Origin of the sequence: Streptomyces sp. NPDC051677, from assembly GCF_044453465.1 — a bacterium.
Taxonomy (GTDB): Bacteria; Actinomycetota; Actinomycetes; order Streptomycetales; family Streptomycetaceae; genus Streptomyces.
In genome coordinates this window covers 69,541-90,591 of record NZ_JBITCT010000008.1, presented here as the reverse complement: position 1 = coordinate 90,591, position 21,051 = coordinate 69,541, and the positions used below count along the sequence as shown (strand labels likewise).

Genomic DNA, 21,051 nt, shown 5'->3' with positions numbered 1-21,051 from the left:
ACGGGGGTCGCGGGTCAGCTGATGCGGGTCAGCTTGTCCGTGAAGCCCGGCTCGACCAGGTCCGTCTGCAGGGCGACCGGCACCTTGACCGCGCTGCCGGAGCCGTCCCCGACGGTGAGCGTGCCCACCTGGGCGCCGGCCTTCGCGGTGTGCGGCACCTCGTCGGCGACGAAGGACAGCTTCACCGTCATGCCCGCCCAGCCGACCGCCGAGACGTCCTTGGTGATGACGACGGGCGTGTGGCCGCCCAGCTTGTCGTCCACATACCCGACGACGTCGCCCTTCTTCAGGATCTTCGCCGAGGTGAGCGCGTCCTGGGCGGCGAGCAGCGCGGTCTTGCTGACCGCGTTGACCGTTTCGAGGATCTTCTGCTTGTGCTGGCCGAGGATCGCGCCGACGAGGGTCACCGACTTCCCGTCGACTACCTTGCGGGAGGCGAAGAGCAGGTTGCCGCCGGCCGCGGTGGTGCTGCCGGTCTTGATGCCGATCGCGCCGATCTTGAACGGCAGCTCGTTGTAGTTGTTCCAGTACTTGCCGGACGGGTCGGTCCAGCTGGCCGCGCTGGAGATGGCGACCAGCGCCGGGACCTGCACGAACGCACGGCCGAGCTTCACCTGGTCCTCGGCCGTGGAGACAGTGGTCTCCTTCAGGCCCGAGGGGTCGGTGTACGTCGTGCGGGTCATGCCCAGCTCCTTGGCGGTGGCGTTCATCTTCTTCACGAACGCCGCCTCCGAGCCCGCGTCCCAGCGCGCGAGCAGCCGCGCGATGTTGTTGGCGGAGGGGATCAGGACGGCCGACAGCGCCTGCTTCTCGGTGAGCTGGTCACCGGCCTTGACGGTGTTGAGCGTCGACTCGTCGCCGGTGACGTCGTAGCCGCCCTCCTTCTCCGCCGTCGCGTCGATCTCGATCTTCGGGCCTTCCTCCCCGGCCTTCATCGGGTGGTCCTTGAGGATGATGTACGCGGTCATGGTCTTGGCGACCGAGCCGATGGCCACGGGTTTCTGCTGGCCGAAGCTGCCCATCGTGCCGACGCCGTCGGCGTCCATCCAGCCCTGCCCCTCACCCGGCCACGGCAGCTGCGTCTTGCCGCCCTCGAAGGTGTAGGAGGCCTTCGCGGTGAGGGTGAGCGCGGTCGCCGGCAGCGGGCGCACGGCCTGCGCGATCGCAAAGATCACGACCAGCAGGAGGACCAGCGGCGTCCAGATCTTGATCCGCCGGCCGAGTGTGCGCAGCGGGGTCGGCGGGGGCGGCGGGGTGTTCGTCAGCTCGGCCAGCAGGTCCAGCGGCGGCTTCGGCGGCAGCGGCTGCTGCGTGGTGCGCTCGGGACCGATCTGCGGGACGAGAGCGGTGACCTCCGGCGACGCCTTGGCGGCGGGCTTCAGCGGCCGAGGCTCGTCGAGCGGCTTCAGCGCGACGAACTTGCTGGTCCGCTCGGCAGGCGCGTCGGCCTCCGGCTCGGCGTCGCCCTGGTCCGCGCCCGGCGTGGGCTTGGTGGCAGCCCCCGGCTCGGCATCGGCATCGGCGTCGCCCTGGTCCGTGTCCGGCGTGGGCTTGGTGGCAGCCCCCGGCTCGGCGTCGGCGTCGCCCTTGTCCGCGTCCGGCTTGGGCTTGGTGGCGCCGCCCAGCTTCAGCATGGTCGTCGGCTGGTCGACGGCGGGCTTGGGCCGCGGCGCCTTGAAGACGGCGGTCGGCTGATCGACGGCCGCCCCGTCGGCAGCACGGTCCTTCTCCGCCCCGGCTTCGTCGCCCTCACCCTCGTCCGCGCCCGACCCGGGGTCGTCGCCCTCGCCTTCGTCCGCGCCCGCCGCCCACTTGGGCGCGGACTTGGCCACGGGCTTGGAGTCCGACTTGGCCACGGGCTGGGAGTCGGGCTTGGAGTCCGACTCGGACGCGGGCTGGGAGACAGGCTTGGGCGCGGTCTGGGAGTCGGGCTTGGCCTCGGCCGCCCCGGCGTCACTCTCGGAACGTTCCTTCGCCCCGCCACCGGCGCTCGCGGTGTCCGCGGCTGAGCTCTTCTGGTCCGCGGTGTCGTCGGCTGAGCTCTCCTGGTCCGCCGTGTCCGCGGCTGAGCCCTTCTCGTCCGCCGAGGCCACCCACTGGGCCACAGCCGCCCGCAGACGCTCGTCACCGCCCCCGGCCGCCTCAGAGTCCCCCGGGCCCGCCTCGACACCCTTGGAGCGCTCCGAAGCACCCTCCGGGCCCTCAGGGACACCAGCGCCCGCGCGGCCCGACGCGGCAGCACCGGCCTCCGCGGCCTCGCCATCCTGCGCGGCAGTCCCGGTCGTGCCGACGGCACCGGCCTCGGCGGGCTCACCGTCCCGCGCGGCGGTCCTGGAGGCCCCGGCCTTCGCCGACTCCGCGACATCGTCGGTCGCCCCGGCCTCGGCCGTGTCGCCGGCGGCGTTGTCGTCCTCGGTCTCGTCGGCGGCCTCGGTCTCGGCGGTCCGGGCAGCAGTCCGGGGTGCGCCGACCTTCGCGGGCTTCCCGGTCTCCGTCGACCCCGTGGCGCTCACGGCGTCCTCGATCTCGTCCTCGCTGGAACTCTCGGGCCCCGCCGTCCCCGTGGCCTTCCCGGCCGCGCTTGCTCCCGCGGGCTTCCCGGCCTCGTCGGGTTCGTCGGCGGAGCGGGGGGTGTCCGGCTGGTCCGGAGAGCCGGTCTCGCCGGGCTGCTCGGCCGTGCCGGAGGCGGTGGCGTCCTCGGCGGCGCCGGACGCGGTGGGTTCCTCGCGGGTTTCCCCGGCTGCGGGTTCCTCCGGGGTTTCCGCGGCTGCGGGTTCCTCGGGGGTTTCGGTTTTCAGGTCTCGTACCGAGAAGACCCGGGTCGCCGTGTCCACGCCGCCTCGGGGCGTGGACGCCGCGACCCGCGGGTCGGGAACCGCACCCGCGCTCCCCGACGTCGGTTCTGCCGACGACTCGCGCTGCTTCGACCTGTCGGGGGACTCGCCCGCCACCGATGCCTCCTCCATGTGCCGCACGCCGTCCGCGCGCCTGCCGAACCGTGAACCGCCCGCCCTGAACCCGCCTCGCGGCGTTGTCCGAACCATGTACCAGTGTCCTGTGTAGAGGGCTTGGCTCCTGCGGTAGACGAGAACGACATACCTACTGGTTCCACTACAAACAGGTCACGCACCCTCGACAGACCAATGTGAGAGGGGTCACCCTGTCATTCATCCACGCGGGGAGGCATGGATGGGCATGAGCCGCAGAACTCTTCCGGAAGAGTTGTTGCTGCTGGCGTTGGACCCGACCACGGGTACCACCGCACAGCCGCAGTCGCTCGACCTCGGTCTGGCCGGAGCGCAGCTAGTGGAGCTGGCGCTGGCCGGACGGATAGCCCCTGACGGGGATCGTATCGCCGTGGTGGCACCACGGCCGACTGGAGATCCGACTTTGGACTGCGCGTTGGAGTTGCTGCGAAGGCGCGGCGCTCCTGTGCGTGCCGTCCACTGGATCGGCGGGCCGCGTCTCGGGCTGCGCCAGACCTACCTCTCGCATCTGGAACGCTGCGGCATGGTTACCGCCGTCGCGGGCCAGATGTGCGGAGTGCTGCCGACGACTCGCTACCAGGCGACGGACAACGACATCAGCCGGGAGATCAGGGCCCGGCTGGACTCCGCGATCCGCACCGGCGTACCGCCGGACCCGCGGACCGCGGCGCTCGCCGCACTGGCGCACGCGGTCGGCCTCGGCAAGCACCTGTATCCGGGGAACGAGGGACGCTCGTCCCGCTCCCGGCTGCGGGACCTGATCAGGCACGACCCGATGGGCGGCCTCGTGGCGCACGCCGTGATGGACGTCCAGAACGGCGCGGCCGCACAGCCGCGTCGGCAGCAGGCGCCCGCCGGCCGTCAGGCAGGACCGGGGGCCAGGCCCGCTCCGGAGCCGGCCCGTGGCGTTCCGGCGCAGCCGCACCGAGGTTCCATGGCGCGTGTCGTGGCCCACTGAGCCGCAGTCCCACGACGCACGCAGGTCGTAGTCGCAAGCCGCAAGCCGCAGGACGTACAACGCAAGACGCAGCACGTGTGACGTAAGTCCCGGTGGACGTAAGACCCGTTCGGGAGCCGCCGCGGCCCGCGCGGGGTGGAGGGACCAGTGTCCCGCCGCCCCGCGCGGACGCATGCCGCGAACGCGTCGGCGGTTCTCCGGCTTTGCCCCGCATCCTTCGGGGGGCGACCCGAACTGGCGTGTACCGGCCGCATATCCACCGTTTTCCAGCGGTAGAAAGCACCTTGGTGGCAGTCTGCTCAGCAGCAGATACACAAAGTGTTGGTTACAGGCACGCAGCCGGAGGTGCACGTCCCGTGGCGTCCAATGTCAATCCCACTGTCAGGCGACGCCGGCTGGGCCAGGAGCTGCGTCGGCTCCGCGAGCTCAAGGGCATGACGGCCGAAGAGGTCGCCGAGCGCCTGCTGGTGTCCCAGTCGAAGATCAGCCGGCTGGAGAACGGCCGGCGCAGCATCAGTCAGCGTGACGTCCGTGACCTGTGCGGGGTGTACGAGGTCGAGGACCAGCGGATGGTCGACTCGCTGATGGAGATGGCCAAGGACTCCCGTCAGCAGGGCTGGTGGCACGCTTTCGGCGATGTCCCCTACAGCGTCTACATCGGCCTGGAGACGGACGCGGCGAGCCTGCGCGTGTACGACCCGCAGGTCGTGCCCGGGCTGTTGCAGACCCGTCAGTACGCGGAGGCGCTGATCTCGGGCGCGCTGCCGGAGACCGCGCACACGGAGGTCGAGAAGCGTGTGCAGGTGCGCATGCGTCGGCAGGAACGTGTCTCCTCCGGCGAGAACCCGCTGCGGCTGTGGAGCGTCATGGACGAGTCGGCGCTCCGCAGGGTCGTCGGCAGCCGTGAGCTCATGCGGGAACAGCTCGAACACCTCGTGGAGCAGTCACAGTTGCCGCATGTCACCGTGCAGGTGATCCCCTTCGAGATGGGCGCGCATCCGGGTCTGAACGGCCAGTACGCGATCCTGGAGTTCCCGGACACGGCCGACTCCAGCGTCGTCTACATCGAGGGCGTCACGAGCGACCTCTATCTGGAGAAGCCGAACGACGTGCAGAAGTACAGCGTGATGTACGAGCATCTGCGTGCCCAGGCCCTGAACGTGGACCAGTCGCGCCAGTTCATCGCCGACATCGCGAAGAAGTACGTGCCCTGACAGACCCGTAACGGGGCCGCATTGTACGCCTCCTCTCGTCCGGATGGAAGTTTCCAATGGAATATGTCATCCGGTCGAGTGAATAGTCGCTTCGTCAGTCGATGTTGGCGAGTAGCGTCGATCACGCCATCGAGCAACAAGGTTGGCGCGATGACAGCAACTCAACAACTGCACTCCGGAGCAAAAATGGCAATTCGTCAGGGCAGCGCACAGTCGTGGACCAAGTCTTCGTACTCCACGGGCAACGGTGCGTGCGTCGAGGTCAAGTCGCCGGTGGTCCAGGCCATGTTCGTCCGGGACTCCAAGGTCCAGGACGGTCCGAACCTGGTCTTCCCCGCCGACGCGTGGAGCGACTTCGTGGCATCGGTCAAGGCGTAGGGCAGAGGACTTCCCGACGCTCGACCGTCACCGATACAACTGCACAAGAACCACCCACGGGCCCTCTCGTCCAGCTCGCCGTCCTAGCCGAGAGGGCCCGGTGCTGTTCCCGGGGATGCCGGCTCCGCGGATGCCGGCCCGGTCAGCCCGGTCAGCCCAGCTGGCCCTCGATGGCCGCGACGACCTCGGCGGCCTCAGGCTCGGTCTGCGGGGAGAAGCGGGCGACGACGGAGCCGTCCCGGCCGATCAGGAACTTCTCGAAGTTCCAGCGGATGTCGCCGTCGTGGCCCTCACCGTCCGCGAACCCGACGAGACGCTCGTACAGCGGGTGCCGGCCCTCCCCGTTGACCTCGACCTTCTCGGTCAGCGGGAAGGACACGCCGTAGGTGGCGGAACAGAACTCGGCGATCTCCTCGGCGCTGCCGGGCTCCTGCCCGAGGAACTGGTTGCAGGGCACGCCGAGGACCGTGAAGCCCTGGTCGGCGTACCGCTCCTGGAGCTTCTCCAGGCCGGTGTACTGCGGGGTCAGGCCGCACTTGGAGGCCACGTTCACCACCAGCACAGCCTTGCCCGCGTACTGCGAGAGCTCCGCGGAACCGCCCTTGAGGGCGCCGATCTGGACATCGAGGGGAGAAGTACCGGCATCAGTAGTCATGCTCCGGATGCTAACCCCGCAAAGTGACCCCACCCCTTCCGGGGGCTTCCCCCGCTTACGATTCCGGCCCCCGCCCGAGTGCCCCGGCCGCTCTCGCCACCGCGTCGCCGGCCGCCGTGCGGGAGTACAGCACCGAGCGGCCCGCGCGATGACGTCGGACCAGGCCCGCGTCCAGCAGCACGCGCAGGTGGCGGCCCACCGAGCCGAGGCCCTGGCCGGTCACGGCCACCAGTTGGGTGGTGCTCAGGGGGCCCGCGCCGAGGAGGACGAGGACCGTCGCCCGCGCGGGCCCCAGCAGCGCGCTCAGCGCGGCCGGCGCGGCACGGGCCCGCTCCCGGTGGTCCTCGGCGAGCGCCCCCGCACAGGGGTAGACGACGGCGTACCGCTCCCGACCCTCCCACGACACCCACCCGGCCTTCGGGGTGACCGGTACGAACACCAGCTCGGCCCCGGAGATCTCGCGGGGCGGATACTCATGCAGGTTGACCTGAAACCGACTCTCGCCGAGCCACCGCGTCCCCGGCCGCAGGGAGTCCAGCACAGCGGCCCACCCGCCCCTGCTGACCTGCGCGGTCCGCGCCACGACGTCGGCCTCCAGGACGCGCCGCCGCCGCTCCCAGTACGGCCGTACGCCCGCCTCCCACACGTGCTCCAGCAGCGCGGCCGCCCGCTCGGGCAGGTCGTCGCGGTCCAGGGCGGCGGGCAGCGGGCCGGCCAGGGACATCCGCAGATGGTCGCGGACGTCCGCCGGACGGGCCGCCCGGACCCGGTCCACGCCCTCCTCGAAACTCTCGCCGTCCCTCGGCGTGGGCGTGAGGAAGTCGGCGATCCAGTGCCGCCCCAGCCCGGCCCGCACGAGCAGCGCGGTCACCGGGTCGGCCGCGAGCACGGCGCGGTAGCCGGGGAGATGGTCGTGCAGCCAGCCGTGCTCGCCGGGATGCGTGCCCACGCCCGCGTGCAGCAGCTTCAGGCTCGCGAAGGTCTCGGCGAGCGGCGAGAGCACGAACCGGCTGCGGGCCAGAGTGTCCGCGTTCACCTGCCACCAGCCCATGACCGTCCGCCCCCCCGTGCAGGCGCGGCCACGATGGACGTTTCGCGCCCCCGCGAAACAATAACCGCCCCTCCCCGACCCGCCCCAGACTCCGGCCATGACCGGATACCCGTACCGACAGCTCTTCCGCGTCCCCGAGTTCACCCCTCTTTTCCTCTCCTCCGCCGCCCACACCGCCGCCCAGACGGTGAGCGGACTCGCCCTCGGCACCCTCGTCTACCGGGCCACCGACTCCCCGTTGCTGTCGGCGGTGAGCATGTTCGGCCCGTCGCTCGCCCAGGTGCTGGGCGCCACGTTCCTCCTCTCGGGCGCCGACCGGCTTCCCCCGCGGCGGACGCTGACCGGCCTCTCGGTGGGATTCGCCGCCGCGACGGCCGTCCTCGCCCTGCCCGGGCTGCCGGTGTGGGGGGTCTTCGCCGTCGTCCTCGTCCAAGGGCTGATCGCCTCGCTCGGCGGCGGCGTCCGCTGGGGTCTGCTGAACGAGATCCTCACCAAGGACGGCTATCTGCCCGGGCGTTCGCTCTTCAACATGATGAGCGGGCTCATGCAGATCGCCGGATACGCCGCCGGCGGCGCCCTGGTGACCGCCCTCTCCCCGCGACCGGTGCTTCTCCTCGCCGTCCTGCTCTACGCGACCTCCGCCCTGGCCGCCCGCCTCGGGCTGACCGGCCGCCCGCCGCGCGCCGTCGGCCGTCCCTCGGCGGCCGAGACCCGGCGCACGAACGCCGTCCTGTGGTCCTCCCGGCCCCGCCGCCTCACCTTCCTGGGCCTGTGGATCCCCAACGGCCTGGTCGTCGGCTGCGAGGCGCTCTTCGTGTCCTACGACCCCGGCGCGGCGGGCCTGCTGTTCGCCTGCGCGGCGCTGGGCATGCTGATCGGCGACGTGACCGTGGGCCGCCTCCTCCCGCCGTTGCTGCGCCCCCGCCTGGCCACCCCGTTCCTGCTGCTCCTCGCCACCCCCTACGTCGTCTTCGCCCTGCACCCCGCCCGTCCGCTCGCCGCGGCCTGCGCCGGTCTCGCCTCCGTCGGGTTCGGCGCGAGCCTGATCCAGCAGGAGCGGCTGATGGCTCTCACCCCGCCCGAACTCAGCGGCCACGCCCTGGGGTTGCACTCGTCCGGCATGCTGACGATGCAGGGCGTGAGCGCGGCCCTGGCGGGCACGGCCGCCCAACTCACCTCACCGGCCACGGCGATGACGGCGATGGCGCTCATGTCGATCGCGGTGACCGTGACGTTGAAGCTCGCCGCGCGAACGAACGCGGTCCGCACGCCGAACGAGCCCGCCCAGCAGGGGGAAAGGCTCTGGGCGAGTTCTAGGCGTCGTCGGTGAAGACCGCTGGGACCTTGTTGTCGAGGACGACGCGGGCGAGGAGCGCGGTCAGCTGGTCGCGCTCGTTCGCGGTCAGGCCCGAGGGCAGGTTCTCGATGCGGTGGCACGTCTCGTCGTAGAACCCGTGCGCGAGCCGGTTGCCCTTCTCGGTGAGTCCGACGCGTACCGCCCGCCCGTCCCGCGGGTCGGGCTCGCGGCGCACCAGGCCGCGCTGGACCGTCCGGTCCACGAGCCCCGTCAGGCTCGACTTGGCGAGCCCGAGCATCTCGCCGAGCTCACTCATGCCGTACGGCTGCGGCATCAGCACGCACAGCAACTGGCCCTGCTGCGGAGTGATGCCGTGGACCCGGCTCGACTCGGCGTAAACGGCGTTCACGAGGAACGCCGACCGCGCCAACGCGGACACGACCCCCATCTGTTCACCTGCGGTTCTCCCCATGAGGGGAGCTTAATGGCGGGGCGCGGGGGCGAGCGGGCGCAGCTCCTTCAGATCGATCTGCTGAGGCGTGCCGCCGACTATCTCGACGGAGAAGACGGCTTCGAACGGCTGCCCCTCGGCGACGACCGGGTCGGTGAGGAAGCCGGCATCGGACAGGAGTCGCGCCGCGGCGCTCGTGCCGAACCCGAAACTCCCGGCGAGGATGACGATGTGGCGCTCCCGGTTGAACGGGTTGGCCGCGCGAATGAGAATGCCCTGGTCGACGACCAGTTGGTCATGGGAATCCATGACACAGCGCATGACCTCCCCGGTGGTCGCGTCATAGATGTTCGCGTCGTGGGCGTCGACCGAGCCGAAGGTGAACGTCACGGGCAGCCGCTGCATGACCTCGGCGGTCACCTGGTTGGAGTGCGGCCCGCCCACCAGCACGAGGTTGCCCTGGCGTTCGGGGCCGGTCAGCTGGTGGCTGGGCGTCAGCGGCAGATGGCCGACTCCCGCCCGCTGCAACTGCTGGCGCAGTTCGTTCAGCGCCAGCACGTCTCCGACGCCGACCAGTCCGGACCGCTCCCAGATGTAGTGCTCTTCCTTGATGAAGATCGACGTCACGACCCTGAGGTCTCTGGTGACGAACGGCTTCCAGAAACTTCGCATGCTGCGAAACCGCCATAAGTCGCGCACCCTGCCGAACGACCAGCCGGCCACGAAGGCGATCGCCGCGGACGCCAGGTTGACCAGAAGGTCGCGAAGGCTGCTGCTCATCCAGGGGTGCTCCGATCGGGACCGGGTCGGGGTGCGGGTGCGGGTGCGGGTGCGGGGGCTGGGGCGTGGGCCCGCTGGATTTCTCCCCGCGGCGATCGTCGCCGTCACCGGGTCGGATGCCGATCCCTGGCGTATTTTTTCTCCGCCATCAAGCTTGTAATAGGTTGATCCGATGGCCTTTTTCGACAAGTTGACCGGAACCAGATATCCCGAGAGCGGGGTCGTGCCGCGTTCCGTCGAGGAGGTCCGGGCAGGGGGGGGGGGGGGGGGGGGCGGGGGGGCGGGGGGGGGCGCGGGGGGGGGGGGGGGGCCCGCCGGGGGGGGGGGCGGGGGGGGGGGGGGGGGGGGGGGGGGGCGGGGGGGTGGGGGGGGGGGGGGGGGGGGGGGGGGGGGGGGGGGTGGGGGGGGGGGGGGGGGGGGGGGGGGGGGGGGGGTGTTGGGGGTTGGGGGTGGGGTGGGGGTGGGGCGGCCCGGCCCGCGCGCGCCCCCCCCCCCCGCTGCCCCAGGAGCGCGGCGACCTGGTCGCGGAGTGGCGGGTGCGGGAGACCGCCTGGCAGACGTACTTCGTGCGGACGCAGCTCAAGCAGACGTTCGAGACCCGGCTGCGGCTGGTGCCGGAGACCCACGAGGTGCGCAACATCGACCAGCAGCACGAGGCCAAGTGGATCGGCGATCCGCCCCGGCTGACGGTGTCGCGCGGGTTCAGCCGCGGCCAGCTGGTCACGGTCTCCCGACGCTGGGAGCTCGAGCGCGGCCCCGACGGCCGCCGCCACCTCGCCGAGGTGGACCGCTTCGACCCCGTGGAGCTGAAGTACCGGCTGCGGGAGGCGGTCCTGACGGCGGGGTGGGTCTGGCGGGGCGTGGCGTTCGGCAGGCTGTGAGGCGGCCGGGCGGGCGGCGGGCGCTGGGCCGCCGGCGGGTGGAGTGCCGGCGGGCGGACTGCGGTGTGGAGGTGCGCCGGCCGTACGAGCGGGTCAGTGGTGGGCGTGGGCGACGGCGTGGCCCTTGCCCCGGCCGATCATCCACTTGTTCACCGGCGTAGTGATCACGAAGGCGACCACGAAGCCGCCCAGGAGGGCCGACCAGAAGAGCCCGTCCGACAGTTGGGCCTCCATCGCGCCCGGGGTGAGGGCGACGATGGTGTTGTCGACCAGCTCCATCACGGCGATCGACACGGTGTCGGCGGCCAGCGCCACCCTGATCGCGGCCCTGAGGTCCAGCCCGGCCCGGCGTACCGCGAACAGGGTGAAGGAGTAGCCGAACAGGAACGCGAGGGCGATCGCGAGGACCATGGTCGGCGCATTGCCCCAGCCGAAGGCCGTGCCGACGACCATGCCGAGGATCTCGCCGATGGCGCACCCGGTCAGGCAGTGCAGCGTCGCCTTCACCGCCATCTCCCAGGAGGCGCCCGGGCGGTGCGCCGCGTGGGGTGCGTGGGATGCGTGATCGCCGTGATGGTCACCGTGAGGGTCGCTGTGATGGTCGCTGCGGTGGACGTCGTGATGGTCGCTGTGGTGGGCGCTGTGGGGCATGGCTTCCTCTCCGTCCCGGGCGGGCTCCGCCGTCCTGTCCCTCATGTATACCCCCTGGGGGTATCTGAAATCCAGTGGGCAGGGCACGGCGGGGGCGAACCGGTTGGGGTTCGCCCTGTTGCTGTCTGTCCGGCAGATCGTTCCGTCACCCTCTTCTACGATTTTGTAGAGACCCGTTCGGGGTGGGTACGGACGGCGGCGGAGAGGAGACCAGGGCATGACGGATCACCGGCAGCGTCCCCGGCGGCGGGGGCGGGGCGAGTTGGAGGCGCTGGTCCTCTCGGCGCTGCGGGAGGCGGACCGACCGGCCACGGCAGGGTGGGTGCAGGAGCGCCTGGGCGGCGACCTCGCCTACACGACGGTGATCACGATTCTGACCCGGCTGCTCGCCAAGGGCGCCGTCACCCGCGAGCGCGGCGGACGCTCGTTCGCGTGGCTGCCCGCGTCCGATGAGGCGGGGCTCGCCGCCCTCCGGATGCGCAGGGTGCTGGACGCCGAGCGGGATCGCGCGGCCGTGCTCGCCAGCTTCGTCACCGGCCTCGGCCCCGACGACGAGCGGCTCCTGCGCGAACTGCTGGGACGGCAGGACTGACGGGAGGTTTGCCCGGCCGTAGGGCGGTTAGCAGCGCCGGGACAGGTGTCACGGCTGCGCTGCAGGAAGGCATGGGCATCGGGCAGGCCACACGGACGGACGTTCCGCAGGCGGACGTTCCGCAGGCGGACGTTCCGCAGACGGGCGTTCCGCAGGCGGACGTTCCGCAGAGGGATGCGTTCTTCGACAACGCCAAGTACCTGGCGATCGTCCTGGTCGCCGTCGGCCATGCCTGGGAGCCGTTGCGCGAGGGCAGTCGTACGGTCACCGCGCTGTACACGCTCGTCTACGCCGTCCACATGCCCGCGTTCATCGTCGTCTCCGGCTATTTCTCGCGCGGGTTCGACGGCAGTCCGCAGCGCGTCCGGCGGCTGATCACCGGCGTGGCCGTGCCGTACGTGGTCTTCGAGGTGGCGTACACCCTGTTCACGCGATGGACGGACGACGCCCCGGACCGTGACGTCAGCCTGTTGGACCCGCTCTACCTGACCTGGTTCCTGGCCGCGCTGTTCATCTGGCGGCTGACCGCGCCGGTCTGGCGGCTCGTCCGGTGGCCGCTGCCGCTCGCGCTGGCCGTCGCGATGCTCGCGACCCTCTCCTCCGCCATCGGCAAGGACCTCGCCCTGCAACGGGTCCTGCAGTTCCTGCCCTACTTCGTCCTCGGGCTGCTGCTGCGGCCGGAGCACTTCCTGCTGGTGCGCCGTCGCGCGGTGCGGGCCGTGGCGGCGCCGGTCCTCGTGGGAGCCCTCGCGGTGGCGTACTGGGCGGTCCCCCGCATGGACTACGCCTGGTTCTTCCACGACGACAGCGCCGCACAACTCGGCGCGCCCGCCTGGTACGGCCTGCTCACGACGCCGGCCACCTTCGGCTGCTCCGTCATCCTGGTGGCCTGCTTCCTGGCCTGCGTGCCGGGACGGCGCACCTGGTTCACCGCACTCGGCGCGGGCACCCTCTACGGCTACCTCCTGCACGGCTTCGTCCAGCAGACCGCCGGCCCCGCCCACTGGTACGCCCCCGCCTGGATCCACCGGCCGCTCGGCGCCGTCGCGGTCACCCTCGCCGCAGCCCTGACCGTGACCCTGCTGTGCACACCGCCCGTCCGACGGGTCTTCCGGTGCGTGCTGGAGCCGAGGGCGCAGTGGGCGTTCAGGAGGCGGGCCCCAGCAGGGGAGACGTAGATCACATTCTCGGTGTGAATGTCACACTCCGGGGGCCGGGATACCTCTCAGTTCGGAATGCGTCCGCGACGGACCGCATCCGTGACGGGAGGCCCAGCGATGTCCCACTCTCCGCCAGATCCTCAGGCGGCTTTCGACGAGCACCGTGAGCTGCTCTTCTCCATCGTCTACAACATGCTCGGCAGCGTCGCCGACACCGAGGACGTACTACAGGAGACATGGCTGTCCTGGGCGACCAGGAACCGGGAGCAGGACGCGGAGCCGATCGAGCAGCCGCGCGCCTACCTGGTGCGGATCGCGGTGAACCGGGCCCTCGCCCACCGGGCTGCCGTCAGCCGCCGCCGTGAGACGTACGTCGGGCCGTGGCTGCCCGAGCCGCTGGTCGGCCCCCTCACGGACCCGCCCGTCGGCGACGACGCGGCCGACGCGGCGGTGCACGCCGAGTCGGTGTCGATGGCGCTGCTGGTCGTCCTGGAGACGCTCACTCCGCTGGAACGCGGGGTGTTCGTCCTGCACGAGGTCTTCGGCTACGCGCACACCGAGATCGCGGACATCCTCGGCCGCAGCCCCTCGGCGATCCGCCAGCTCGCCCACCGCGCCCGCGAGCACGTGCACGCCCGGCGCCCCCGCTACGAGCCCGACCCGCACGTCCGGCAGCAGGTGACCGAACGGTTCCTGGCCGCCGCGCTCGGCGGCGACCTGGACGCCCTCCTGCGGATCCTCGCGCCGGACGTGACCCTGTGGAGCGACGGCGGGGGCAGGACCCGGACGGCGAGCCTGCGTCCGGTCCACGGCCGGGACAAGGTCGCCCGGCTGTTCGCCGCGCTCGCCCCCCGCTCCGGCCAGGGCCTCGACGTCGTCTACCGCAGGGTCAACGGCGACCCGTCGGCACTGCTGTTCGCCGGTGACACCCCCTACGCCGTCATGGTCCTCGACCTCACACCGGACGGCGATCAGGTGTGCGGGATCTACACCGTCGCCAACCCCGACAAGCTCTCTCACGTCAACTGAACACCGGGGGATCCACATGATGCGGAAAATGGCGTCCCTGCCCAGCGGCAGAGTGACGAAGTGGGTCGTCCTCGCCCTCTGGGCGGCCCTGCTGGTCCCGGCCGTCCTGCTGGCGGGCCGGCTCGGCGACGTCGAGGAGAACGACAACTCCGCCTGGCTGCCCGGCGACGCGGAGTCGACCGCGGTCGTCGAGCGGGCCGAGAGGTTCCGGCCCGACGACACCGTCCCCGCGATCGTGATCTACGACCGGCCCGGGGGCGTCACCCCGGCCGACCTGAGCAAGGCGCGGGCCGACGCCGAGGCCTTCAAGGGCGTCGCGAACGTCGTGGGGCAACCGCAGGGCCCGGTGACGTCGCAGGACGGCGAGGCCGTCCAGACCGTGGTCCAGGTGCACAAGGACAGGACGGGCTGGGAAGGGATCGGCAAGGTCGTCGACGCGCTCACCGAGGTCGGCGAGAAGAACGCCGACGGCCTCGGGTTCCACGTCACCGGACCGGCCGGTCAGGCCTCCGACTCGATCAAGGCCTTCAGCTCGGGAGGCAGCCTGACGGCGATCACCGCGTCCGTGGTGGTCGTCATCCTGCTGCTCACCTACCGCAGCCCGGTGCTGCCCCTGCTGCCGCTGCTGACCGTGGGCGGCGCCCTGGTCACCTCGGAGGCGCTGATCTACCTGCTGGCCAAGCACGCCGGACTCACCGTCAACAAACAGACCGGCTTCATCCTGACCGTGCTGGTGTTCGGCGCCGCCACCGACTACGCCCTGCTGCTCACCTCGCGCTACCGGGAGGAACTGCGGCGGCACGAGGACCGGCACGAGGCGATGGCGCAGGCCCTGTACCGCTCCGGCCCGGCGATCCTCGCCAGCGCCGCGACCGTCGCGGTCAGCCTGACGCTGCTGATGCTGGCCACCCTCAACTCCACCCAGGGACTCGGTCCGGCCTGCGCCGTCGGCATCCTCGTCGGGCTGCTCGCCATGGTCACCCTGATGCCGGCCCTGCTGGTCGTCTGCGGCCGCTGGATCTTCTGGCCGGTGAAGCCGGCCCACGGGGCGGCCGAGGAGGGCGCGGACGGCGGTGTCTGGACCCGGGTCGGCACGGCCGTCTCCCGTCGGCCGCGGCTCGTGTGGATCGGCACCGCGCTCGCCCTGAGCGTCATGGCGGTCGGGGTGTTCGGGCTGAAGGCCGACGGCCTCTCCAGCAAGGACCAGTTCACCGGCACACCGCAGACGGCCGTCGGCGAGGAGATCCAGGCCAGGCACTTCCCGGCCGGGTCGGGCGACCCCGTCTACGTCGTGGCCAGGGCCGCGTCGGCGCAGCAGGCCGAGCGGGTGCGGGCCGCCCTCGCCGACGTCCCGGGAGTCGCCGCCGTCTCGGCGCCGACGCTCAAGGACGGCGACGCCCTCATGCTGGGTGAGCTCACGGACGACCCCAGCAGCACGGCCGCGATGCGCACCGTCGAGCAGGCCAGAACCGCCGTCCACGCGGTCGAGGGTGCGGACGCGCAGGTCGGCGGCACCACGGCGGTCGCACTCGACACGCAGAAAGCGGCCGCCCGGGACTCCAACGTGATCATTCCCATCGTGCTGGCGGTGGTGTTCCTCATTCTGGCGCTGCTGCTGCGGGCGATCGTCGCACCGCTGCTGCTCATGGCGACGGTGGTGCTGTCGTTCGGCGCGGCCCTCGGCGTGAGCAGCCTGGTGTTCGACCACGTGTTCGGCTTCGCCGGGGCGGAAGCGTCGTTCCCGCTTCTGACGTTCGTGTTCCTGGTCGCCCTCGGCATCGACTACAACATCTTCCTCGTCACCCGGGTCCGCGAAGAGGCACTGCTGCACGGCACCCGGCGCGGCGCGCTGACGGGCCTGTCCGCGACCGGAGGCGTCATCACCTCGGCGGGGCTGGTCCTGGCCGGCACCTTCGCGGCGATGGCCTCACTCCCGCTGGTGTTCGCGGCCGAACTCGGCTTCGCGGTCGCGTTCGGCGTCCTGCTGGACACCTTGATCGTCCGCTCGGTCCTGGTCACCGCGCTCACCCTGGACGTGGGCCGCTGGATGTGGTGGCCCAGCAGCCTGTTCCGGTGCCACGACGCCTACGCGGCGGAGCGCGCCACGAGCAGTGGCTGGAAAAAGCCCGTCTCCGACGGCGTCCGCCACTCGGGAGCCATGAATCCGGCCTCGGCCACGAGCCCGGCCAGCCGGTCCGGGCCGAGCGCCCAGTAGCTGGTCCGGCGGACCCGGACGCGCCAGTCCCCGTCCGCCGGCAACAGCTGGAAGTGCTCCAGGTCGTAGCGCTCGCCGTCCTCGTGCCAGTGCCAGAGCTGGAAGGTGACGGTCCGTTCCTTCCCGTCGGGGCTTCGGTGGACCTGCGGAGGCGTGGAAGCGGGGCGGTCGCGCAGCAGGTCGTCGTAGGGGCGGGTGCTGATCAGCAGCAGGCCGCCCGGGCGCAGCACCCGGCGCATCTCGGCCAGGGCGGTGCGGACGCTCTGCTCCGTGAGGAGGTGGGGCAGCGAGTTGTCCGCGCAGACGACGGCGTCGAAGCGGGCGTCGGCGAACGGAAGCCGCCGCATGTCGGCGGCGGCCGTAGCCAGCGGGACGTCGCGGTGGGCGGCCTCGCGGGCCGCGCGGGCGGCGGCGCGGGCGCTCAGGTCCGTCCCGGTGACGCGGTGCCCGTGCAGCGCCAGACCGACGGCCTGCGTGCCGATGCCGCAGGCGCAGTCCAGCACCGTCGCCCGGTCCGGGCCCAGCAGCGCGTCCAGGGCCGCGCCCTGCCGGCGCACGCTCGCGTCCCAGTCTGCGTAGATCAGGTGGTAGTCGTCGGCCAGCTCGTCGTAGAAACGCGTCACCGAGGTCTCGGACATGGTCCGATGGTAGGGAAAGCGGATGGTAGGGAAAGCAGGCCGTCGTCGCCGACGGCCTGTCGACGACGGTCCGATGTCTACGGTGCTCTGACGCCGAGGACGTCGAGCATCGCGCGGGTGGCCGGGCTGGGGTTGAACCGGCTCCACGCCAGGTACTCGACGCGATGCGGCCCGTCGGTCACCGGGACCAGCGCCAGTTCGGGGTCGTCGGCGGCCAGCGGCCGGATGTACGCCGACGGCAGCAGCGCGATGCCGAGCCCCCGCGCGACCAGCCGGGTGATCAGCTCGACGACGCCGGCCTCGTACGCGACGTCCCGGACCAGGCCCGCGGCGGCGAACGCCTGGTCGGACTGCGCTCGGGCGGGAGTGCCGCCCACGAAGTCCACGAACGTCTCGTCGGCGGTGTCCCGCAGCGCGACCCGGGCCGCGCCCGCCAGCCGGTGCCCGGCCGGCACCACCAGGACGTGCTCGTCGTGATCGAGGACGACGGTCTCCACACCGGTCGGCCGCCCGCCCTCCGGCAGGCCGAGGAAGGCGAGGTCCAGATCGCCGCTGCGGATCGCCGCCGCCAGCTCGTCGCTGCGACCCGAACGCAGCACGACGCGGACGTCCGGATGCTGGGCGCGATACCGCTGCAGCAGCTCGGGGACGTCGACGGCGGCCGTCGTCACGATCACGCCGACGGCGAGCCGGCCGCGCACCACGCCGGTCGCGGCGGCGGCGTCGGCCACCGCGCGGTCGGCGGCGGCCAGACACTCCCGCGCGCCGACCAGGAACGCCGTTCCGGCGCTGGTCAGCTCGACGCGGCGACTGGAACGGGCGAACAGCCTGACTCCCAGCTCCCGTTCCAGGTCGGCGATCCGGTGACTGAGCGACGACTGCACCACCGAGCAGCGCTCCGCGGCACGGGTGAAGTTGCTGGTCTCGGCCACGGCGACGACGTACCGCATCTGTTGAAGATCCACGCGATCAATCGTCATTGTTCATGGCTGCTATGACAAGCATGCTTTGGATTCATGGCCGGTTCTGTCGAGACTTCAGCACATGCAGCGCACACAGGACGCACGGAACACGCAGAACGCACAGAGCAGGCAGACCCCGACTTCGATCGGGCGTTCACCGTTGCGGGCCTCGCCCGGCCGGCAGACGGCGACCGTCGCGCTGACCGCACTCGCCCCCGCCTCCTGGGGCACCACGTACGCCGTGACCACCGAACTGCTGCCGCCCGGGCACCCGTTGTTCTCCGGGCTGATGCGCGCCCTGCCCGCCGGACTGCTCGCCCTGGCGATCACTCGTGTCCTCCCTCACGGGGACTGGTGGTGGAAGGCCGTGGTTCTCGGCGTGCTCAACATCGGCGCCCTGTACCCCCTGTTGTTCCTGGCGGCCCAACGACTCCCCGGCGGCGTCGCCGCCACCCTCGGCGCGGCGCAGCCGCTGCTGGTCGCCGGGCTGGCCGTCGCGGCGCTCCACGACCGGCCGACGGTCTGGCGGCTGACCTGGGGTGTGATCGGCGTGGCCGGCGTCGGACTCGTGGTGCTCGGACCCGAGGCCCGGATGGACGCCGTGGGGGTGCTCGCCGGCCTCGGCGGTACGGCGGCCATGGCCGCCGGGATCGTCCTCCTCAAGCGCTGGGGGCGTCCCGCGGGGGTCGGACCCCTCACCCTGGCCGGCTGGCAACTGGCGTCCGGCGGACTGCTGTTGCTCCCGCTGACCTTCGCGATCGAGGGGCCGCCGCCGCGGCTCGACGCCGGAGCGGTCGGCGGCTACCTGTGGCTCGGCACCGTGGGAGGGCTGATCGCGCACGCCCTGTGGTCCCGGGGGATCGCCACGCTGCCGGTCGGCGCGTCCGCACCGCTGGTGCTGCTGTCGCCGTTGGTCGCCACGGTCGTGGGCATCGTGCTCGGCGAGTCGCTGAGCCTGCCGCAGACCGTCGGTTTCGTCCTCGCCCTGGCCGCGTTGCTCGCGGCGCAGCTCAACGCCCCGAACCTGAGAGGAACACGGAACCGATGAGGACAGGTACAGGTATGGGTGCAGGGACTGGTACGGGTGCAGGGACAGGTGCAGGGACAGGTGCAGGGATGACGATCGCCGTGCTCGGCGCCACCGGGACGGTCGGCAGCCGGGTGATCACCGAGGCCCGCGCACGTGGACACCGAGTGCTGGCCCTGTCCCGGAAGCCGGCGAGTGCGGACCCGGGCGTGACGCCGGTAGCGGTCGACGCCCGCGACCCACGTGCCGTACACGAGGCGTTGTCACGCCTTGCGGCGCGTGCCGGGGAGAAGGGAGACGACGGGGAGAAAGGAGACGCCGGGGAGAAAGGAGAGGCGGTGGAGAAAAGGGACGCGGTGGAGAAAGGAGAGGCGGTGGATGCGGTGGTGCTGACCGTGCGGACCGAGCCGGTCGACCAGGAGTTCCTGGTCGACGCCACCCGTACCGTCCTGGACAGCGCCGCACAGCTCGGGGCGCGCCTCCTCGTGGTCGGCGGCGCCGGTGCGTTGCGCAGCTCCGACGACACCGATCTCCTGGTCGCCGACAACCCCGCGTACGTGCCCGCCGAGTTGAAGGCCGTGGCCGCTGCCGGGATCGCTCAGCTGCGGGCCTGCCAGGCCCACGCCGACGCCGACGCCGACTGGGTCTTCCTGAGCCCGCCGGCCCTGCTCGAACCCGGTGAACGCACCGGCCGCTACCTGCGCGGCACGGACACCCTGCTCACCGCCGCCGACGGCCGCTCGTGGATCAGCGCCGAGGACCTGGCCGTCGCCGTCCTCGACGAACTGGAGACGCCCGTGCCCGGCCCCGACCGTCACATCACGGTCGTCCACGCGAGCCCCGGGTCGCCTCGGCCCCGAACGCCCAGCACCTCGGCGGCCACCCGCTGACCGGCTTCGCCCACGCGAACGGCCCCGGACGAGGAGTCCGAGGCCGACAGGGGAGCGGCTCGACTCGTGGCAGCGGCTCAACTCGCGGTGCAGGAGACGGTGGGCCAGGTCCAGTTGCCGTTGTGCTGGATGGTGACGCCCCAGTTGTCGCCGTTGCCGTTGGGTTTGGCGGTGAGGACTTGGGTGCTGGGGTAGGCGGCGCTGATGTTCCAGGTGGAGAGGACTTTGGCGGGGGAGGGGATGTTCATGGTGACGGTCCAGTTGCTGGAGCCGGTGACGGCGACGTTGAGGTTGTAGCGGTCGCTCCACTGCTGACCGGCGGAGAGAGTCGCGGTACAACTGCTGCCCCCGCCTCCTCCTCCACCGCCTCCGCCGGTGGGAGCCACCGCGCGGCCGGTCTGCGGGGAGATCATCCCGGCGCACAGGCCGCGGGCGGCCAGCCCCTGCGCGATGCGCGGGATGGCGGCGAGTGTGTTGGCGGGCCAGTCGTGCATGAGGATGACCTGGCCGTTGGTGAGCCGGCCGGCCGCCGCGACGATCGCGTCGGTGCTGGCGTTGTTCCAGTCCTGCGAGTCGACGTTCCAGATGATCTCGGTCAGTCCGTACTTGGCCTCGACCGACTTCACCGTCGCGTTGGTCTCGCCGTACGGCGGCCGGAACAGCACCGGCGTGCCGCCGCCCGCCCCCGCGATGGCCTGCTGGGTCCGGGAGATCTCCGAGTCGATCGTGGCCTGGCTCTGCTGCGTCAGATGCGGATGGGTGTAACTGTGGTTGCCGACCCACATGCCGGCGTTCACCTGGGCCCGCACGAGGGACGGGTTGGCGGCGGCGTACTGGCCCTGGTTGAACATCGTGGCCCGCAGCCCGTTCTGCGTGAGCGCGTTGAGCAGGGCCGTGGTGGTGCCGCCGGGGCCGTCGTCGAAGGTGAGGCCGACGTATCCGCTGCAGACGGCGGCCTGCGCCGGGGCGGAGGTTCCGAGGGCGGAGGTTCCGAGCGTGGGGGTCCCGAGGGCGGGCGTTCCGAGGGTGAGGGTGCTCGCGGCGGCTGTGGCGACGGCCGTCAGGATCATGAGACGCGGTCTGGCTTTCAGCGGTCTGGCTTTCATGGGGGTGCTCCAGCCTGTGACTCGGGATCAGGACGCGGTGCAGGAGACGGTGGGCCAGGTCCAGTTGCCGTTGTGCTGGATGGTGACGCCCCAGTTGTCGCCGTTGCCGTTGGGTTTGGCGGTGAGGAC

At 71.7% G+C, this 21,051-nt stretch carries 19 protein-coding genes and 2 pseudogenes; 11 read left to right on the top strand and 10 right to left on the bottom strand.

Annotated elements, in window-relative coordinates; genetic code table 11:
• Window positions 1-14 precede the first annotated feature (14 nt).
• A complete protein-coding gene (locus ACIBAF_RS11750; protein WP_399463011.1) occupies window positions 15-2,951 on the bottom strand; it encodes a D-alanyl-D-alanine carboxypeptidase in 2,937 nt (978 codons plus the stop codon).
• A 238-nt stretch (window positions 2,952-3,189) separates the two neighbouring features.
• Between ACIBAF_RS11750 and ACIBAF_RS11745 the strand changes: the two genes are divergently transcribed.
• The 3 genes from ACIBAF_RS11745 to ACIBAF_RS11735 all read left to right on the top strand — a co-directional run bounded on the left by ACIBAF_RS11745 (window position 3,190) and on the right by ACIBAF_RS11735 (window position 5,537).
• Window positions 3,190-3,945, top strand: a complete 756-nt coding sequence (locus ACIBAF_RS11745) for a GPP34 family phosphoprotein (RefSeq protein ID WP_079661643.1) — start codon at window positions 3,190-3,192, stop codon at window positions 3,943-3,945.
• 356 nt (window positions 3,946-4,301) lie between these two features.
• On the top strand, window positions 4,302-5,159 hold the full coding sequence (locus tag ACIBAF_RS11740) for a helix-turn-helix domain-containing protein (RefSeq protein ID WP_399463010.1): 858 nt from the start codon (window positions 4,302-4,304) through the stop codon (window positions 5,157-5,159).
• A 186-nt stretch (window positions 5,160-5,345) separates the two neighbouring features.
• Window positions 5,346-5,537 carry a DUF397 domain-containing protein gene (locus tag ACIBAF_RS11735; RefSeq protein WP_399463009.1) on the top strand — a complete coding sequence of 64 codons (192 nt, stop codon included), beginning with the start codon at window positions 5,346-5,348 and terminating at the stop codon, window positions 5,535-5,537.
• 151 nt (window positions 5,538-5,688) lie between these two features.
• Here the strand turns inward: ACIBAF_RS11735 and ACIBAF_RS11730 are convergent, their stop codons facing one another.
• Complete coding sequence (locus tag ACIBAF_RS11730) at window positions 5,689-6,192, bottom strand: glutathione peroxidase (RefSeq protein ID WP_399463008.1); 504 nt, start codon at window positions 6,190-6,192, stop codon at window positions 5,689-5,691.
• 55 nt (window positions 6,193-6,247) lie between these two features.
• On the bottom strand, window positions 6,248-7,243 hold the full coding sequence (locus ACIBAF_RS11725) for an ArsR family transcriptional regulator (RefSeq protein ID WP_399463007.1): 996 nt from the start codon (window positions 7,241-7,243) through the stop codon (window positions 6,248-6,250).
• Window positions 7,244-7,340: 97 nt separating this feature from the next.
• On the opposite strand from ACIBAF_RS11725, the gene ACIBAF_RS11720 reads away from it, so the two are divergent.
• A complete protein-coding gene (locus ACIBAF_RS11720) occupies window positions 7,341-8,573 on the top strand; it encodes an MFS transporter (protein ID WP_399463006.1) in 1,233 nt (410 codons plus the stop codon).
• On the opposite strand, the gene ACIBAF_RS11715 is transcribed toward ACIBAF_RS11720, so the two are convergent.
• Both ACIBAF_RS11715 and ACIBAF_RS11710 read right to left on the bottom strand, forming a co-directional pair.
• Window positions 8,557-8,988, bottom strand: coding sequence for a MarR family winged helix-turn-helix transcriptional regulator (locus tag ACIBAF_RS11715; RefSeq protein ID WP_399463163.1), 432 nt, complete (start codon window positions 8,986-8,988; stop codon window positions 8,557-8,559). The two genes, ACIBAF_RS11720 and ACIBAF_RS11715, sit on opposite strands and share 17 nt — an antisense overlap.
• A 33-nt stretch (window positions 8,989-9,021) precedes the next feature.
• Window positions 9,022-9,771 carry a hypothetical protein gene (locus ACIBAF_RS11710; protein WP_399463005.1) on the bottom strand — a complete coding sequence of 250 codons (750 nt, stop codon included), beginning with the start codon at window positions 9,769-9,771 and terminating at the stop codon, window positions 9,022-9,024.
• A 536-nt stretch (window positions 9,772-10,307) separates the two neighbouring features.
• Between ACIBAF_RS11710 and ACIBAF_RS11705 the strand changes: the two genes are divergently transcribed.
• Complete coding sequence (locus ACIBAF_RS11705) at window positions 10,308-10,652, top strand: hypothetical protein (RefSeq protein WP_399463004.1); 345 nt, start codon at window positions 10,308-10,310, stop codon at window positions 10,650-10,652.
• A gap of 93 nt (window positions 10,653-10,745) precedes the next feature.
• Here the strand turns inward: ACIBAF_RS11705 and ACIBAF_RS11700 are convergent, their stop codons facing one another.
• Window positions 10,746-11,303, bottom strand: a complete 558-nt coding sequence (locus ACIBAF_RS11700; RefSeq protein ID WP_399463003.1) for a DUF4396 domain-containing protein — start codon at window positions 11,301-11,303, stop codon at window positions 10,746-10,748.
• Window positions 11,304-11,520: 217 nt separating this feature from the next.
• Here ACIBAF_RS11700 and ACIBAF_RS11695 point away from each other — a divergent pair, with 217 nt between their 5' ends.
• The 4 genes from ACIBAF_RS11695 to ACIBAF_RS11680 all read left to right on the top strand — a co-directional run bounded on the left by ACIBAF_RS11695 (window position 11,521) and on the right by ACIBAF_RS11680 (window position 16,299).
• Complete coding sequence (locus ACIBAF_RS11695; protein ID WP_399463002.1) at window positions 11,521-11,895, top strand: BlaI/MecI/CopY family transcriptional regulator; 375 nt, start codon at window positions 11,521-11,523, stop codon at window positions 11,893-11,895.
• Between the two features lie 71 nt (window positions 11,896-11,966).
• Window positions 11,967-13,073, top strand: a complete 1,107-nt coding sequence (locus tag ACIBAF_RS11690) for an acyltransferase family protein (protein ID WP_399463001.1) — start codon at window positions 11,967-11,969, stop codon at window positions 13,071-13,073.
• A gap of 99 nt (window positions 13,074-13,172) precedes the next feature.
• The gene (gene sigJ, locus ACIBAF_RS11685; protein WP_399463000.1) at window positions 13,173-14,084 is read left to right on the top strand and encodes an RNA polymerase sigma factor SigJ; all 912 of its coding nucleotides are present in this window, start codon (window positions 13,173-13,175) and stop codon (window positions 14,082-14,084) included.
• 16 nt (window positions 14,085-14,100) lie between these two features.
• Window positions 14,101-16,299 (top strand): MMPL family transporter, encoded by a 2,199-nt coding sequence (locus ACIBAF_RS11680; RefSeq protein WP_399462999.1) that lies wholly within the window; start codon window positions 14,101-14,103, stop codon window positions 16,297-16,299.
• A gap of 47 nt (window positions 16,300-16,346) precedes the next feature.
• On the opposite strand, the pseudogene ACIBAF_RS11675 reads toward ACIBAF_RS11680, so the two are convergent.
• Window positions 16,347-16,937 (bottom strand): annotated as a pseudogene (locus ACIBAF_RS11675) (class I SAM-dependent methyltransferase); the annotation flags it as partial.
• 77 nt (window positions 16,938-17,014) lie between these two features.
• Window positions 17,015-17,902, bottom strand: coding sequence for a LysR family transcriptional regulator (locus tag ACIBAF_RS11670; protein ID WP_399462998.1), 888 nt, complete (start codon window positions 17,900-17,902; stop codon window positions 17,015-17,017).
• A 79-nt stretch (window positions 17,903-17,981) separates the two neighbouring features.
• Between ACIBAF_RS11670 and ACIBAF_RS11665 the strand changes: the two genes are divergently transcribed.
• Window positions 17,982-18,947 (top strand): EamA family transporter, encoded by a 966-nt coding sequence (locus ACIBAF_RS11665; RefSeq protein WP_399462997.1) that lies wholly within the window; start codon window positions 17,982-17,984, stop codon window positions 18,945-18,947.
• 68 nt (window positions 18,948-19,015) lie between these two features.
• The gene (locus ACIBAF_RS11660; protein WP_399462996.1) at window positions 19,016-19,816 is read left to right on the top strand and encodes an NAD(P)-dependent oxidoreductase; all 801 of its coding nucleotides are present in this window, start codon (window positions 19,016-19,018) and stop codon (window positions 19,814-19,816) included.
• A gap of 77 nt (window positions 19,817-19,893) precedes the next feature.
• Here the strand turns inward: ACIBAF_RS11660 and ACIBAF_RS11655 are convergent, their stop codons facing one another.
• Both ACIBAF_RS11655 and ACIBAF_RS11650 read right to left on the bottom strand, forming a co-directional pair.
• On the bottom strand, window positions 19,894-20,922 hold the full coding sequence (locus ACIBAF_RS11655; protein WP_399462994.1) for a polysaccharide deacetylase family protein: 1,029 nt from the start codon (window positions 20,920-20,922) through the stop codon (window positions 19,894-19,896).
• Window positions 20,923-20,949: 27 nt separating this feature from the next.
• Window positions 20,950-21,051, bottom strand: a pseudogene (locus ACIBAF_RS11650) (1,4-beta-xylanase); the annotation flags it as partial.

Coding starts and splice junctions, on each gene's coding strand:
- ACIBAF_RS11745 (WP_079661643.1), top strand. CDS start 3,190: ATGGGCATGAGCCGCAGAACTCTTCCGGAAGAGTTGTTGCTGCTGGCG.
- ACIBAF_RS11735 (WP_399463009.1), top strand. CDS start 5,346: ATGGCAATTCGTCAGGGCAGCGCACAGTCGTGGACCAAGTCTTCGTAC.
- ACIBAF_RS11730 (WP_399463008.1), bottom strand. CDS start 6,192: ATGACTACTGATGCCGGTACTTCTCCCCTCGATGTCCAGATCGGCGCC.
- ACIBAF_RS11725 (WP_399463007.1), bottom strand. CDS start 7,243: ATGGGCTGGTGGCAGGTGAACGCGGACACTCTGGCCCGCAGCCGGTTC.
- ACIBAF_RS11720 (WP_399463006.1), top strand. CDS start 7,341: ATGACCGGATACCCGTACCGACAGCTCTTCCGCGTCCCCGAGTTCACC.
- ACIBAF_RS11715 (WP_399463163.1), bottom strand. CDS start 8,988: ATGGGGGTCGTGTCCGCGTTGGCGCGGTCGGCGTTCCTCGTGAACGCC.
- ACIBAF_RS11710 (WP_399463005.1), bottom strand. CDS start 9,771: ATGAGCAGCAGCCTTCGCGACCTTCTGGTCAACCTGGCGTCCGCGGCG.
- ACIBAF_RS11700 (WP_399463003.1), bottom strand. CDS start 11,303: ATGCCCCACAGCGCCCACCACAGCGACCATCACGACGTCCACCGCAGC.
- ACIBAF_RS11695 (WP_399463002.1), top strand. CDS start 11,521: ATGACGGATCACCGGCAGCGTCCCCGGCGGCGGGGGCGGGGCGAGTTG.
- ACIBAF_RS11690 (WP_399463001.1), top strand. CDS start 11,967: ATGGGCATCGGGCAGGCCACACGGACGGACGTTCCGCAGGCGGACGTT.
- sigJ (WP_399463000.1), top strand. CDS start 13,173: ATGTCCCACTCTCCGCCAGATCCTCAGGCGGCTTTCGACGAGCACCGT.
- ACIBAF_RS11680 (WP_399462999.1), top strand. CDS start 14,101: ATGATGCGGAAAATGGCGTCCCTGCCCAGCGGCAGAGTGACGAAGTGG.
- ACIBAF_RS11665 (WP_399462997.1), top strand. CDS start 17,982: ATGCAGCGCACACAGGACGCACGGAACACGCAGAACGCACAGAGCAGG.
- ACIBAF_RS11660 (WP_399462996.1), top strand. CDS start 19,016: ATGACGATCGCCGTGCTCGGCGCCACCGGGACGGTCGGCAGCCGGGTG.
- ACIBAF_RS11655 (WP_399462994.1), bottom strand. CDS start 20,922: ATGAAAGCCAGACCGCTGAAAGCCAGACCGCGTCTCATGATCCTGACG.